Here is a 12,907-nt window from a genome sequence, read left to right on the forward strand (position 1 = left end):
TTAGGCAGCCGTGCGCAGGCCGTGGGCGTCGGTGGCGGCCAGCCGGGTCGCCATCGTGCTGCGGGCGGCGATCTGCGCGGCGTACACGGCGCGGCGGCGGGCGACGCAGCCGTCCTTGGCGGCGCCGGTCTCCTGCTGCTCCATGTGGGTGGCCAGGCCGTCCTTGAGCAGGGCCAGGGCCTCGGTGCGCAGCTGCGAGACCCGCGACTCAGTGACGCCGAGCTCGGCGGCGACCTCCGACAGCGGTCGCTCCTGCAGGAACGAGGCCTCGACGACGAACCGCAGCCGCTGTGGCAGCACGGCGACGGCGTCGTGCAGGTAGCCGATGCGCTCGCGGTGCAGCAGCAGCTCCTCCGGGTTCATCGCGGTCTCGGTGACCATGTCCTCGGCGGTGCCGACGGCGAAGCCCTGCAGCGACAGCACGGCGGCGCGCTGCACGTCCTCGTCGACGGTGGCCAGCTCGGCGACCGCGACGCCGAGCAGCTCGGCCAGCTCGGCCGGGGTCGGGGTGCGGCCCAGCTTGACGGTCAGCTCCTGGCGGGCGACGTCGGCGCGGCGGGCCCGGGCGCGTACCGAGCGGGTCGCCCAGTCCATGCTGCGCAGCTCGTCGAGCAGGGCGCCGCGGACCCGGGCGGCGGCGAACCGGCCGAACGGGATGCCGCGCCCGGCGTCGTACGCCTGGGCGGCGGTGACCAGCGCGGTGTAGCCGGCCGAGGCGAGGTCGTCGCGGTGCACGTGGGGCGGGACCTTGAACAGCATCTCGCGGACCATGTGGCCGACCAGAGCCATGTTCTCGCGGATCAGCGTCTCCTGCTCGCGGGTGACGGTCTTCGTTGCGGCGCTCATGTGCGGTTCCCCCCTGTGTGGTTGCGGGGAGAACTTTTCGGGGCGCCGGGTGCAGCGAACGGTCACGCACAGTTGCCGGCCGGTTGCATCCGGCCGGAGAACCTCAAGAAAGCAGCCAGCCGTTGTCCAGGGCCAGGCGGACGGCTTCGGCGCGGGTGCGGGCGCCGGTCTTGCCGATCGCCGACGACAGGTGGTTGCGCACCGTGCCCTCGGACAGGTGCAGGGCGCGCGCGATGTCGGCGACCGTGCCGCCGTCGCGGGCGGCGCGCAGCACGTCGGACTCCCGTTCGGTCAGCGGCGACTCGCCCTGGGCGAGCGACTGCGCGGCCAGCTCCGGGTCGACCACCCGCAGGCCCTCGTGCACCCGGCGGACCGCGTCGGCGAGCTGCCGGGCCGGGGTGTCCTTGACGACGAACCCGGCCGCGCCGGCCGCCATGGCCTGGCGCAGATAGCCGGCCCGGCCGAACGTGGTGACCATCAGCACGCGTACGGCCGGGAGGTGTTTGTGCAGCTCACGGGCGGCGGCGACGCCGTCGAGGCCGGGCATCTCGACGTCCAGCAGGGCCACGTCGACGTCGTGGTCGCGGGCGGCGGCCAGGACCTCGTCGCCGCGGCCGACCTCGGCGACGACCTTGATGTCGGGCTCGAGGTCGAGCAGGGCCGCCATCGCGCCGCGGACCAGCGCCTGATCGTCGGCGAGCAACAACTTGATCATGTGGGGACCTCCACGCGTACCCGAAAACCCGCCTCGCCCTCGCGGCCACCCGCGGTGAGGTGACCGCCCAGCGCTTCCGCCCGCCGGCGCAGCCCGGCCAGGCCCTGGCCGCCGAACCCGATCTGCCCGTCGAAGACGCCGTCGTCGGTGATCTCCACGCTGGCCGGGGAGATCACCACCGAGGCGTGGCGGGCCTTGCTGTGCCGCACGATGTTGGTGACCGCCTCGCGGATCGTCCACGCGAACAGCTCCCGGTTGCGGCTGGGCACCTCGTCGGCGGCGCCGGGCAGGCTCGCCTCCACGTTCGCGGCGGCCAGCGCCTCCCGGGCGGCGGCGATCTCGCCCGGCAGCGAGATGCCGCGCATCCCCATCGCGGTGGACCGGACGTCGGCGAGGGCGTCGCGGGCCAGGCCTTCGAGGTCGGCGAGCTCCTTGCGGGCCCGGTCCAGGTCGATGTCGAGCAGCCGCTGCGCCAGCTCGGCCTTGACGGTCACCACGGTCAGCGAGTGCCCGAGGATGTCGTGCAGGTCGTTGGCGATGCGGGCCCGCTCGTTCTGCACCGCCAGGCCGGCGATCTCCTGCTGGGCCACCAGCAGCCGGCTCTGCCGCTCGGCGGCCAGCCGGATCCCCCAGGTGGCCAGGGAGCCGAGCAGCACCGCCAGGCCGTAGCCGTTGTCGTCCCAGCCCGGCACGATCGCCGGCAGCGCCTCCGAGACGGCCACCAGCAGCGCCGCGAACGGGATCGCCGCGGTCAGCGGCAGGCTCACCATGGCGAACGCGGCGATGTACACCAGGCAGGTCAGCGCGTGCGCGCCGGCGCCGGGGATCTGCAGGCCGAACAGGGCCAGCATGATCGCGATGCCGATCGTGGCGCGGCGCACGAACGGCCCGGTCCGGACCGGCGAGCGGCGGATCAGGCTCGCCAGCCGGACCATGAGCAGATAGGCGACGCCGAAGGCGACCACGGCGGCCAGGCCGACCGTGCGCCAGAGCATGTCCGGCTGCTTGAGCAGGGCGCTGACGGTCTCGCTGAGGTAGAACAGCCAGACCGCCGCGAAGATCCACCCGTACTTGCGGCCCCAGTCGGGCTCGGTCGCCGGCGCCACCATGGCCATGAACCTATACGCCTCAGACCCGGGCGGTGTCGCGGCGGAACCGCCACATCGCGCCCAGCGCGAACAGCGCCGTCCAGACCACCACGTTCAGGGTGGCCAGCCACAGGTTGCCGTCCTGGACCAGCGGGTAGCGGGCGATCTCGCCGACCCCGTACACCGGGGTGAACTTGGCGATCGTCGCGAACGTGTGGCCGAGGTCGTCGACCGGCACGAACAGCCCGCCGGCGAACGACAGCACGGCCAGCACCGGGCCGAGGATCTGCATCACGTTCTCGCTCGGCAGCAGGTAGCCCATGAACAGGCCGAACGCGGCGAACACCAGCGCGCAGACCCAGGCCAGCAGGCCGCACTCGATCCAGGCGTGCGCCGGCAGCTTCGCCCCCGAGACGCTGCCGACCGCGAACGCCACGGCCACCGACACCAACCCGATGATCATCGCGAGGACGAGCTTCACGGCGATGTAGGCGACCGGCTTGAGCGGGGTCAGCCGCAGCTGCCGGCTCCACCCGGCGGCCCGCTCGATGGAGACCATCGCGCCGCCCGAGGTGGTGGCCAGCATCGCGCCGTAGACCGCCATGCTGACCAGGATGTATCCGGTGACGTTGCCGCCGCCGACGGCCTCCTGCTTGGCGCTGGCGTTCGTGCCGAACAGCAGGAAGAACGCGGCCGGCATGATCAGCGTGAAGATCACGGTGCGGCGGTTGCGCATCATGCGCCGCAGCTCCAGCTTGATCATCCCGAGGGTGAAGCCGCCGAAGCGGGGCAGGTTTCGCGTCGTCGCGGACGCGGACAGCACGGTCATTTCGCAGGCTCCTCGTCCGCGGTCAGGGTCAGGAACGCCTCTTCCAGGTTCCGGGAGGTGATCTCCAGGTCCCGGGCGTCGGTCTCGGTCAGCAGGTGCCGGGCGATCGTGTCGGTGTCGCGCCCGTGCAGGTAGACGGTGTCGCCACGGACCTCGGCGGTGTCGACCCCCGCGATCGCACCCAGCGCGGCCTCGGACGCGCCCGGCAGGGTCGCCCGCACGGTCCGGCCGGACGCGAGGGACTTGACCTCCGCGGCGGTGCCGTCGGCGACGATCCGGCCGCGGCGCACGAAGACCACCCGGTCCGCGTACGCGTCGGCCTCCTCCAGGTAGTGGGTGGCGAAGATGACCGTGCGCCCGCCCTGGGCGTCGCGGCGGATCGCCTGCCAGAAGTCGTGCCGGCCGCCGACGTCCATGCCGGTGGTCGGCTCGTCGAGGATCAGCAGCTCGGGGTCGGGCAGCAGCGCCATCGCGAACCGCAGCCGCTGCTGCTGCCCGCCCGAGCACTTGCCGACCAGCCGCTTGCCGATCTCGGCGATCCCGGCGCGCTCGAGCGCCTCGCCGGCGGCGGACGCGGGCTTGCCGAAGAGCACGGCCGTCAGGCGGACCGTCTCCTCGACCGTGTAGTCCTTGAGCAGCCCGCCGGTCTGCATGACCGCCGAGACCAGGCCGAGCGCGACCGCGTCGTGCGGCTTGCGCCCGTACACCCGCACCGAGCCCTCGGTGGGCTGGGCCAGGCCGAGCAGCATGTCGACGGTGGTGGTCTTGCCGGCGCCGTTCGGGCCGAGCAGGGCCACCACCTCGCCGGGGCGGATCCGCAGGTTGATGCCGTCGACGGCGGTCACGGCGCCGAAGCGCTTGACCACGCCGTCGAGGTCGACGGCCGGTACCGCGGTGCCGGCCGTCATGTCGGGTGAGGCGGTGAGCGTCATGTCCTCATCGTGATCCCGGCCGCGCCCGCGCCGGGAGGCCACGCGTCATCCCACGCCCATGACATCCGTCAGGGGGCGGAGAATGTGGGGATGGAACCCACCCACAGCGCGTTGATCATCGCCGTTCCGGAGGCCGAGCCCGTGGTGGGCCGCCACCGCGAGCGGCTCGACCGGGCCGCGTCCTGGGGGGTGCCCGCGCACATCACGGTCCTGTTCCCGTTCCTGCCGCCCGCCGAGATCGACGAGCACGTGCTGGGGGTGCTGGGCCGCGTCGCCGCCGGAGTGCCGGCGTTCTTCCTGACGCTCGACAAGATCGGCTGGTTCGGCGAGCGGGTGGTCTGGCTCGCGCCCCGCCCCGCCGAGCCGTTCCTGCAGCTCACCGCGGCCGTCACCGCGCGGTTCCCGGCGCTGCGGCCGTACGAGGGCGCCTTCGAGGAGGTGATCCCGCACCTCACGCTGGGCCACGACCACGCGGCCGCCGACCTCGCCGCCGCGGCCGGCGAGGTCGCACCCCGGCTGCCGATCCACGCCCGGGCCGACACGCTGCGCCTGATCACCGGCCGCCGCGAGCCCGGCGAGTCATGGCTGACCCGCGGCCTGTTCCCCCTCGGCTGACGGCGCCTCCGGATAGGCCGACGGCTCCGGCTGCGCCCCGGCCAGGAACTGCTCCACCCGCTCCTTGCGCACTCCGAGCCCGGCCAGCGTGGCCTCCCGCTCCTCCAGCAGCGCGAGCAGGATGTGCCCGGTGCCGACGCCCTGGTCGCCGAGGCGCAGCGCCTCGCGGAACGTCAGCTCCAGCACCTTGCGCGACCCGGCGTCGTAGGGCACCAGGTCGGGCGCCTGCCCGGCCGGCGCGGGCAGGCCCGCCGTGGCCGCGGCGCGCACGGCGCCGAGGTCGAGGCCGTGCGCCCGCAGCGCGCCCGCCCCGAGGCCCCGCGGCACGTCGAGCAGGCCCAGCAGCAGGTGCGCGGGCACGATCTCGGCGTGGCCGGTCGCCTTGGCCTGGTTCATCGACGCGACGACCGCCATCCGCGCCGGGGCGGAGAACCGCTCGAAGCCCTGGTCGCCCTTGGCCACGAAGCGCTTCTGCGCGGCCTGTTTGGTCACGCCCATGCTGCGGCCGATGTCGGTCCAGGACGCGCCGGAGCGGCGGGCCTGGTCGACGAAGTGGCCGATCAGGTGGTCGGCGAGCTCGCCCAGGTGGTCGCCGAGCAGCACCGCGTCCTGCAGCTGTTGCAGCGGCTCGTCGGGCCGGGCCCGGTTGATCGCGCTGATGAGGTCGTCGAGCCGCACCGGCGGCGTGATCTGGTTCGTCATGCCGTCAACTCTAGGTTGACGAAGTGGAATCGTCAACACGCGGTTGACGGGAGCCGGGCCAGCAGCGGCAGCACCCGGCGGCGTGCAGCAGCCGCTCGGTGAGGCTGGTCTTACCGGCGTCGACGTGCGCCAGAATGCCGAGATTGAGCGTAGCCAAGCGCGGCGCCACCGCGGCGCGGCAACCGATTTACCGGCGCTTGTCCGCCTCGCGCCGCCCGCGCTTGCCCAGCGGCGCCTCGGACAGGTCGACGGCCTGCGAGGTCAGGTTCTTGACCGGATAGCCGCGCTCGGCCATCCACGCGGCCGCCTTCGCCTCGGCGCCGGCCGCGATCGCCGGGATCTCGCCCGGCTCGCCGGCCTGGGCCACGAACCGGAACGTGAAGAACGGCCGGGCCGGCAGGTCGTAGGCGAGGTAGCCCTCCGCGGTGTACTGCGTGTTCATGAAGTCGTGCTCGGCCCGCGCCGCCACCAGCTCCGCCATCTGCTGCGCGCTGAGCCCGTCGAAGGCCCCCCGCACGGTCACCCGGATCGTCCGGCTCATCTCCCCGCCCTTCCCGTCGGTTCGTACCGCCGGTCAGTATCCGGTCGCCCGCCCGTCCCCGACACCGATTTCCGCGCCGGACCCGTCGCGGGTCACGGCCGGCCGCTAATCCGCGGCGCGGAAGTCGTCGCCGAGCAGGGCGCGCAGCCGGGCCAGCGCCCGCGCGTTGCGCATCTTCACCACCGACACCGAGACGTCGAGGATCATGGCGACGGTGTCGATGCTGTGGTCCTCGGCGTGCCGCAGCACCAGCACCGCCTGATCCTCGACGCTCAGCCGGGCCAGCACCTCGACCAGCGCGAGGCGCAGCTCCGGCGTGCCGCTCCCCCGGTCGGCGTGGTCCGGCAGCTCGGCCACGACGACCTCGGAGGCGCTGCGCCGCTTGCTCTGGTCGAAGACCAGATTCATCAAGACCCTACGGCTGTACGCCTCCAGGTTCGTGCCGGTGCGCAGGCGCGGCCACGCGGCGTACATCTTGGCGAACGTCTGCTGGGCGAGGTCCTGGGCGAGGTGCCAGTCCCGGCACATCAGATACGCGGTGCGGCGCAGCCGGGTGCCGGCCGACGCCACGAACGCGGTGAACTCGGCGTCGTGGGCCGCCTTGGCGTGCCGGCGGGCCGCAGCCCAGCCGGCCTTCGGTTCGCTGCCGGCGTCCTCGGCGGGTCGCGACGGCGTCACGGTCCCGGTCACCAAGCACCGCCCCCGACCGGCGCGGACTGCGGACAGATGCGGCCGACGATTTCCTGGACGCCGGGCTTGGTCGCGTACTCCCGGCTGAAGGCGGTGAACTGCGCCGGGTCGCGCAGCCGCAGGCGGTACGACTCGGGCAGCGAGTCCGGGCTGACCGAGGCGACGAATTCCGGGCTGTCCGCCCAGAGCGCCGCGAATCTCGGGTAGGCGTCCTCGCGGCTCTCGAAGATCACCGTGGCGACCCGCTCGTCCTCGTGCAACGCCCGGCCGATCGCCGACCGCTGCCGATCGGTCGCCTCGTGGAGAAAGACGGCCGCGTCGGTCGCGCCGGCCGCAACCGGGTCCTTCGAGCATTCCGGCGCCGGCAGCCGCATCGCCGCGGCGACCATCGCGGGCGGGCCGGCCGGCGGCACCGCGCTGTCCGGCAAGGCGACGGCGCCCACGGTGCCGACGCCCGCCACCACGACGGCGGCCACGCCCGCCACGGCCAGCCGCCGCCGGCGGCGGATCCGGCCACCGTGAACCATCGCGGCCTTCGCCATCTCGCCCGGATCGGCGCCGGGGTCGGCACGCACCGCCCGGTCGAACTGCTCCCGCAGGCCCGGTTCCACAACCGCTCTCCTCACGTCCGCACAAGTCTCTGCTTGATAGGACTGAGTGGGCCTGTCGTCAGGTCACACCGGCCGGCCGGCGCCGGTGGATCTCAGGCCGCCGGGACGAAGTGGAACGCCACGCCGGGCGCGCCGGGCAGCTCGGCCAGCCCGTCCACGTCGGTGAACGCGCCGAGCCGGGCCAGCGCGGCCGCGGCGTCGCCGGCGTCGCCGAGCTGCACCCGGATGCCGGCGAAGTCCAGCCACGTCTCGGCGGCCAGCGATGCCGGGCCGAGCCCGTCCAGGTCGCCGGCGGCGGTCACCGCGACCCGGATCCGCGGGCCGTCCTGGTCGAGGACCCGCACCGACACCCGGTCGTAGCGGTGATGCCCGTGATGGTGGACGCTGGCCTCGGCCGGCTCGGCGAACGCCGCGCTCTCGCAGGTCACGCCGCGCATCGCCCGCCAGCTCGGCGCGTCGAGCACCAGCCACTCCACGTCCAGCGCGGCCGGGCTCCCGCCGACCGGCTCGAACGGGATCCGCAGCGTCCAGGTCAGCGCCGGCGGCAAGCCGACGGCCTGGTTGTCGAACAGCAGCCCGTGCCACTCGCCGCCCGCGGCGGGCACGAGATCCCGGGCCTGGAGCCCACCCTCGTCGTCACCCACGGCGGCGAGTCTCCCACAGCGCCCCGCGCTCCAGACCGGCCAGGTGGGCGTTGACCGCCCGGGCCCGCGCCGCGAACGCGCCGAGCTCGACGACCTCGACGCCGGCGGCGGTCAGCAGGGCCACGCCCTCGCAGGTCACGAAGATGTCCGGCTCCCGCCAGGCGATCACCACCCGCGGGATCCGGGCGGCCAGGATCAGGCTGGTGCAGGTGGCGTGCGGCCGGTGGGCGCGCTTGGAGCACGGCTCGAGCGTCGAGTACAGCGTCGCGCCGGACAGGTCGCGGCCGGCCGCGGACAGCAGCGCCGACTCCTCCGCATGCACGAGCGGGTCGGTGTCGCGGGACCAGCCGCGGGAGATCTCCGCGTCGCCGGGCCCGACGATCACCGAGCCGACGGCGAACGCGGTGGCCGAGCGGGGCGATCGGGCGGCGAGACCGACCGCCAGCGTCATCCACCGGGCGTCGTCGGGTGCGTGCATCGCGCCAGACTAGCCAGCAGATCACCGGGGCGTCAGAACAAGGTCAAGGGCTCGACGGGTACGGGCGCCAGCAGCGCCGGCAGGGACGGCACCAGGGCGCGCACCTCGTCGTGGAAACGCCGGGCCAGCTGCGGGGCGTCGGCGTTGTCGGGAGTGTGCACGAACACCGTCGGCGACCGCCCGTCCCGCAGCCACCCGGCGACGACCGGCACCCACTTGTGCCAGCCCGCCGCGGTCTCGGCCGGGTCGTCGCGGCCCAGGTAGCGCACGATCGGCCGGTCGGTCAGCGCCACCGTGCGCAGCGGCATCCGCGGCTTCTTCGTCCACGCGTCGCGTTCGGCCTCGCTGGTCGGCGGGGCCGCGAAGAACGCCGTGGTGTCGAACGGCACCCACTCCGCGCCCGCCTCGGCGAGCACCGCCTCCAGGGCGGCCGGCGCCGCGAAGAACGACGGGTGACGCACCTCCACCGCGTACCGCAAAGACGCCGGAAGCCGGCGCAGAAAGCTGGCCAGAACGTCCAGGTCGCCGGGTCCGAAGGACCCCGGCAGCTGAATCCAGTACGCGTGCGCCCGCGGCCCCAGCGGCTCCATCGCGTGCCAGAAGTCGCGCAGGTCCGCGTCGCCCAGCCGGCCCTGGTGGGTGACGGCCTTCGGCAGCTTCGGCACGAACCGGAACGACGGGCCGGTCTGCTCCGCCCACGACGCCACCGTCTCCCGGGTGGGCGTCGCGTAGAAGGTCGTGTTGCCCTCGACCGCGTCGCACCACCGGGCGTAGGCCCGCAGCCGCTCACCCGCCGGCAGCGCCCGCTCGACGAACCGCCCCTGCCACGACTTGAGCGACCACATCGCGCATCCCACGTGCAGCCGCATCCGGCCAGGCTAGCGGATCAGCTGCCACCGCAGTCCGTGCCAGGCCACCGCCGTGGTGGGTGGGCTGCCGCCGAACGGGTCGCCGTCCGCGGGCCACCGCCCGGTCACCGCGATCGTCGCCGTCCGCGTCGTGTCGCCGTCCCCGAGCAGCGCCGACGTCACACCGGCCGCCGTCAGCACCGTCCGGGTCAGGTCCAGCCGCGGCGCCGGCACTCCCGCCCGCGCAGCTGCCCGGTCCGTGGCCTCGTCGAACGCCCGCCGCGCGGCGAGATCCACCGGCGACGCCAGCATCCGCGCGAGGGCGGCGGCCAGGTCGCGGTCGCCGGGCAGAAGAGAAGCCAGATCGGGTACGCGGGCGGCGCCGTCGGCCGCCGCGTCGAAGGTCGCGACCCACAGCAGCCCGGCGGTCCGGGTGCGCGCCGGCGTCGCGGTGGCGGCCCACACGGCGGCCCGGAACAGCCCGTTGTGCAGCCGGCTGCGCGGGTCGGCGATGAGCCGGTCCAGGGCGTGCCGCGCGATCAGCGCCAGGTCCCGGCCCGCCTCGACCGAGCCCGCGCCCCGCTCGACCTGGTACTCCAGCTTGCCGTCGTCGTCGACCAGCACGACGAACGCGTCCCGGAAGCCGGCCTGCTCGATCTCGCCGAACACTGCCGCCCGCGGTGCGTCCGGCCGCGCGCCGAGGATCCCGCTGGCGATGTCGTCGCGCATCCACCGGTCGTGCCCGGTGACCGCCGGGGCGGGGCCGGTGAACGAGGCCCGCCCGCTGCCCGTTCGGCGCCGGATGCGTGAGTAAGCAGTTTTTGTCAGTATCGACGGTTTCTTTCCCGGCCCGCCCGTTTAACCATGGCCGTGTCGGCGACGTCACTGTCCGTTGCCGGAAAACGACGATGGGAGGCAACGATGCCAGCCAATCGCGCAGTCATCTACCAGGGCCCGGGCCGGGTCGCGATCCAGGAGATCCCCTATCCGACCTACGAGATGAAGGACGGCCCCGGGGTCAACAAGGCCAACATCGGCCGCCGCACCCCGCACGGCGCGATCCTGCGGACCGTGGCGAGCAACATCTGCGGCAGCGACCAGCACATGGTGCGCGGGCGCACCACCGCGCCCGAGGGGCTCGTGCTCGGCCACGAGATCACCGGCGAGGTCATCGACGTCGGGCCGGACGTCGAGTACATCAAGGTCGGCGACGTGTGCTCGGTGCCGTTCAACATCGCCTGCGGGCGGTGCCGCAACTGCAAGGAGGGCAAGACCGGCGTGTGCCTGAACGTCAACCCGGACCGGCCCGGCTCGGCGTACGGGTACGTCGACATGGGCGGCTGGATCGGCGGGCAGGCCGAGTACGTGCTGGTCCCGTACGCGGACTGGAATCTGCTGAAATTCCCGGACCGCGACCAGGCGATGGCGAAGATCCTCGACCTGGCGATGCTCACCGACATCTTCCCCACCGGCTACCACGGCTGCGTCAGCGCCGGGGTGACCACCGGCTCCACCGTCTACATCGCCGGCGCCGGACCGGTCGGGCTGGCCGCGGCCACCTCCGCGTGGCTGCTGGGCGCGGCGGTCGTCATCGTCGGCGACCTCAACGAGGAGCGCCTGGCGCAGGCCCGCAGCTTCGGCTGCGAGACCGTGAACGTCGCCCAGGGCGACCCGGCCGAGCAGGTGCAGCAGATCCTCGGCCGCGACGCCCCGGCGATCGGGCAGCCGCTGGTCGACTCCGCGGTCGACGCGGTCGGCTTTGAGGCCCGCGGGCACGGCGCGGACGCGCAGACCGAGATGCCGGCCACGGTGCTGAACGCGCTGATGGACCTCACCCGCGCGGGCGGCGCCATCGGCGTCCCCGGCCTGTACGTGACCGGCGACCCGGGCGGCGTCGACGAGGCGGCCAAGGTCGGCTCGCTGTCGCTGCGGCTGGGCCTGGGCTGGGCGAAGTCGCACTCGTTCGTGACCGGCCAGTGCCCGGTGATGAAGTACAACCGCAACCTGATGATGGCGATCCTGCACGACCGGGTGCAGATCGCTAAGAACGTCAACGCCGTGCCGATCCCGCTGGACCAGGCCCCGCAGGGCTACCAGGACTTCGACCAGGGCGCCGCGAAGAAGTACGTCCTCGACCCGCACGGCCTGGTGCGGGCCGGCCGGAACTGAGCCGTCACTTCAAGTGGGGCGCCGGTCCGGCGCCCCACGCAGGCGCTCGTTGAGCCGGGCGGCCTGCCGGGTCAGGTGATCGCGTTCGGGCAGGCTGGACGCCGCCCGGGCGGCGTCCGCGTACAGCCGGGCCGCGGTCGGCGCGTCACCCGCCCGCTCGTGCAGGTACGCCGCGGCGGCCGCGTGCCGCGGCAGCGCCGGGTCGAGCTCGGCCAGCGCCGCCAGACCGGCCCGCGGGCCGTCCGCCTCGCCGACCGCGACGGCCCGGTTGAGCCGGGCCACCGGGCTGCCGGTCAGGCGCACCAGCTCGTCGTACCACTCGACGATCTGCACCCAGTCGGTCTCCGCGGCGGTGCGGGCGTCCGCGTGCAGCGCGGCGATGGCGGCCTGCGCCTGGTACTCGCCCAGCCGGTCGCGGGCCAGCGCCGCCTGCAGCACGTCCACCCCCTCGGCGATCATCGCGGTGTCCCACCGGCCGCGGTCCTGCCCGGCGAGCGGCACCAGGCTGCCGTCCGGCCGGGTACGCGCCGGGCGGCGCGCGTGGTGCAGCAGCATCAGCGCCAGCAGGCCGGCCGCTTCCGGGTCGCCCGACATGGCCGCCACCTGGCGGGCGAGCCGGATCGCCTCGGCGGCCAGGTCGACCTCGCCGGAGTAGCCCTCGTTGAACACCAGATACAGCACCCGCAGCACGGTGGCCAGGTCGCCGGGCTGGTTGAACCGCACGCCGGAGACGGTCCGCTTGGCCCGGCTGATCCGCTGCGCCATCGTCGCCTCCGGCACCAGGTACGCCTGCGCGATCTGCCGCGTGGTCAGCCCGCCGACCGCGCGCAGCGTCAGCGCGACCGCCGAGGCCGGCGCCAGCGACGGGTGCGCGCACAGGAAGTACAGCCGCAGCGTGTCGTCCACCGCCGGGGCCGGCCCGGGGGCGACCTCGGCGTGGGCGGCGTCCTCGCGCCGCCGCCGGGACGCCTCGGCGCGGGCGGCGTCGACGAACTTGCGCCACGCCACGGTGATCAGCCAGCCCTGCGGGTCGCGTGGCCGGTCCCGCGGCCACGCCCGCACCGCCTCGATCAGGGCTTCCTGCACGGCGTCCTCGGCCGCCGCGAAGCCGGCCCCGCGGCGCACCAGCACGGCGATCACCGTGGGGGTCAGCTCGCGCAGCAGGACCTCGTCCGCCGTGCTCATTCGGTCGTCCGCCG

At 74.1% G+C, this 12,907-nt stretch carries 16 protein-coding genes and 1 pseudogene; 2 read left to right on the top strand and 15 right to left on the bottom strand.

Annotated features, from left to right (window positions below):
* The 5 genes from ACFQS1_RS13430 to ACFQS1_RS13450 all read right to left on the bottom strand — a co-directional run bounded on the left by ACFQS1_RS13430 (position 1) and on the right by ACFQS1_RS13450 (position 4,410).
* The gene (locus ACFQS1_RS13430) at positions 1–846 is read right to left on the bottom strand and encodes a sigma-70 family RNA polymerase sigma factor (RefSeq protein WP_378967594.1); all 846 of its coding nucleotides are present in this window, start codon (positions 844–846) and stop codon (positions 1–3) included.
* 103 nt (positions 847–949) lie between these two features.
* Positions 950–1,561, bottom strand: a complete 612-nt coding sequence (locus ACFQS1_RS13435; RefSeq protein ID WP_378967597.1) for a response regulator — start codon at positions 1,559–1,561, stop codon at positions 950–952.
* The gene (locus tag ACFQS1_RS13440; protein ID WP_378967599.1) at positions 1,558–2,670 is read right to left on the bottom strand and encodes a sensor histidine kinase; all 1,113 of its coding nucleotides are present in this window, start codon (positions 2,668–2,670) and stop codon (positions 1,558–1,560) included. The genes ACFQS1_RS13435 and ACFQS1_RS13440 overlap by 4 nt, the downstream gene beginning before the upstream one ends.
* 19 nt (positions 2,671–2,689) lie before the next feature.
* Entirely contained in the window at positions 2,690–3,478 is a 789-nt protein-coding gene (locus tag ACFQS1_RS13445; RefSeq protein WP_378967601.1) for an ABC transporter permease, read from the bottom strand.
* The gene (locus tag ACFQS1_RS13450; protein ID WP_378967604.1) at positions 3,475–4,410 is read right to left on the bottom strand and encodes an ABC transporter ATP-binding protein; all 936 of its coding nucleotides are present in this window, start codon (positions 4,408–4,410) and stop codon (positions 3,475–3,477) included. The genes ACFQS1_RS13445 and ACFQS1_RS13450 overlap by 4 nt, the downstream gene beginning before the upstream one ends.
* Before the next feature lie 90 nt (positions 4,411–4,500).
* Between ACFQS1_RS13450 and ACFQS1_RS13455 the strand changes: the two genes are divergently transcribed.
* Positions 4,501–5,025: a 2'-5' RNA ligase family protein gene (locus ACFQS1_RS13455; protein ID WP_378967606.1), complete on the top strand. Its 525-nt coding sequence runs from the start codon at positions 4,501–4,503 to the stop codon at positions 5,023–5,025.
* Here ACFQS1_RS13455 and ACFQS1_RS13460 read toward each other — a convergent pair.
* The 9 genes and pseudogenes from ACFQS1_RS13460 to ACFQS1_RS13500 form a co-directional block, all read right to left on the bottom strand.
* On the bottom strand, positions 4,990–5,727 hold the full coding sequence (locus ACFQS1_RS13460; protein ID WP_378967608.1) for a Clp protease N-terminal domain-containing protein: 738 nt from the start codon (positions 5,725–5,727) through the stop codon (positions 4,990–4,992). The two genes, ACFQS1_RS13455 and ACFQS1_RS13460, sit on opposite strands and share 36 nt — an antisense overlap.
* A gap of 61 nt (positions 5,728–5,788) precedes the next feature.
* A pseudogene (locus ACFQS1_RS13465) lies at positions 5,789–5,884 on the bottom strand (GTP-binding protein); the annotation flags it as partial.
* 30 nt (positions 5,885–5,914) lie between these two features.
* Positions 5,915–6,268, bottom strand: a complete 354-nt coding sequence (locus ACFQS1_RS13470) for a DUF6204 family protein (RefSeq protein ID WP_378967611.1) — start codon at positions 6,266–6,268, stop codon at positions 5,915–5,917.
* A gap of 105 nt (positions 6,269–6,373) precedes the next feature.
* A complete protein-coding gene (locus ACFQS1_RS13475; RefSeq protein WP_378967613.1) occupies positions 6,374–6,958 on the bottom strand; it encodes a sigma-70 family RNA polymerase sigma factor in 585 nt (194 codons plus the stop codon).
* Complete coding sequence (locus ACFQS1_RS13480) at positions 6,955–7,569, bottom strand: permease-like cell division protein FtsX (RefSeq protein WP_378967615.1); 615 nt, start codon at positions 7,567–7,569, stop codon at positions 6,955–6,957. Before ACFQS1_RS13480 ends, ACFQS1_RS13475 begins: the two co-directional genes overlap by 4 nt.
* Before the next feature lie 92 nt (positions 7,570–7,661).
* Positions 7,662–8,213, bottom strand: coding sequence for a hypothetical protein (locus ACFQS1_RS13485; protein ID WP_378967617.1), 552 nt, complete (start codon positions 8,211–8,213; stop codon positions 7,662–7,664).
* Positions 8,206–8,691, bottom strand: coding sequence for a cytidine/deoxycytidylate deaminase family protein (locus ACFQS1_RS13490; RefSeq protein ID WP_378967619.1), 486 nt, complete (start codon positions 8,689–8,691; stop codon positions 8,206–8,208). The genes ACFQS1_RS13485 and ACFQS1_RS13490 overlap by 8 nt, the downstream gene beginning before the upstream one ends.
* A gap of 32 nt (positions 8,692–8,723) precedes the next feature.
* Entirely contained in the window at positions 8,724–9,536 is an 813-nt protein-coding gene (locus ACFQS1_RS13495) for a DUF72 domain-containing protein (RefSeq protein WP_378967732.1), read from the bottom strand.
* A 33-nt stretch (positions 9,537–9,569) separates the two neighbouring features.
* A complete protein-coding gene (locus tag ACFQS1_RS13500) occupies positions 9,570–10,268 on the bottom strand; it encodes a hypothetical protein (protein ID WP_378967621.1) in 699 nt (232 codons plus the stop codon).
* Between the two features lie 192 nt (positions 10,269–10,460).
* Here ACFQS1_RS13500 and fdhA point away from each other — a divergent pair, with 192 nt between their 5' ends.
* Entirely contained in the window at positions 10,461–11,708 is a 1,248-nt protein-coding gene (gene fdhA, locus ACFQS1_RS13505) for a formaldehyde dehydrogenase, glutathione-independent (RefSeq protein WP_378967624.1), read from the top strand.
* A gap of 9 nt (positions 11,709–11,717) precedes the next feature.
* Here fdhA and ACFQS1_RS13510 read toward each other — a convergent pair whose 3' ends face one another.
* Positions 11,718–12,893 (bottom strand): RNA polymerase sigma factor, encoded by a 1,176-nt coding sequence (locus ACFQS1_RS13510; RefSeq protein ID WP_378967626.1) that lies wholly within the window; start codon positions 12,891–12,893, stop codon positions 11,718–11,720.
* Positions 12,894–12,907 lie beyond the last annotated feature (14 nt).

The sequence above is a fragment of the Paractinoplanes rhizophilus genome (assembly GCF_042664765.1).
GTDB classification, from domain to species: Bacteria; Actinomycetota; Actinomycetes; order Mycobacteriales; family Micromonosporaceae; genus Actinoplanes; species Actinoplanes rhizophilus.

What these genes read in the sequence shown, in the direction of transcription:
- ACFQS1_RS13430 (WP_378967594.1), bottom strand. Translation starts at nt 846, where the DNA reads ATGAGCGCCGCAACGAAGACCGTCACCCGCGAGCAGGAGACGCTGATC.
- ACFQS1_RS13435 (WP_378967597.1), bottom strand. Translation starts at nt 1,561, where the DNA reads ATGATCAAGTTGTTGCTCGCCGACGATCAGGCGCTGGTCCGCGGCGCG.
- ACFQS1_RS13440 (WP_378967599.1), bottom strand. Translation starts at nt 2,670, where the DNA reads ATGGTGGCGCCGGCGACCGAGCCCGACTGGGGCCGCAAGTACGGGTGG.
- ACFQS1_RS13445 (WP_378967601.1), bottom strand. Translation starts at nt 3,478, where the DNA reads ATGACCGTGCTGTCCGCGTCCGCGACGACGCGAAACCTGCCCCGCTTC.
- ACFQS1_RS13450 (WP_378967604.1), bottom strand. Translation starts at nt 4,410, where the DNA reads ATGACGCTCACCGCCTCACCCGACATGACGGCCGGCACCGCGGTACCG.
- ACFQS1_RS13455 (WP_378967606.1), top strand. Translation starts at nt 4,501, where the DNA reads ATGGAACCCACCCACAGCGCGTTGATCATCGCCGTTCCGGAGGCCGAG.
- ACFQS1_RS13460 (WP_378967608.1), bottom strand. Translation starts at nt 5,727, where the DNA reads ATGACGAACCAGATCACGCCGCCGGTGCGGCTCGACGACCTCATCAGC.
- ACFQS1_RS13470 (WP_378967611.1), bottom strand. Translation starts at nt 6,268, where the DNA reads ATGAGCCGGACGATCCGGGTGACCGTGCGGGGGGCCTTCGACGGGCTC.
- ACFQS1_RS13490 (WP_378967619.1), bottom strand. Translation starts at nt 8,691, where the DNA reads ATGCACGCACCCGACGACGCCCGGTGGATGACGCTGGCGGTCGGTCTC.
- ACFQS1_RS13495 (WP_378967732.1), bottom strand. Translation starts at nt 9,536, where the DNA reads ATGTGGTCGCTCAAGTCGTGGCAGGGGCGGTTCGTCGAGCGGGCGCTG.
- ACFQS1_RS13500 (WP_378967621.1), bottom strand. Translation starts at nt 10,268, where the DNA reads ATGCGCGACGACATCGCCAGCGGGATCCTCGGCGCGCGGCCGGACGCA.
- fdhA (WP_378967624.1), top strand. Translation starts at nt 10,461, where the DNA reads ATGCCAGCCAATCGCGCAGTCATCTACCAGGGCCCGGGCCGGGTCGCG.
- ACFQS1_RS13510 (WP_378967626.1), bottom strand. Translation starts at nt 12,893, where the DNA reads ATGAGCACGGCGGACGAGGTCCTGCTGCGCGAGCTGACCCCCACGGTG.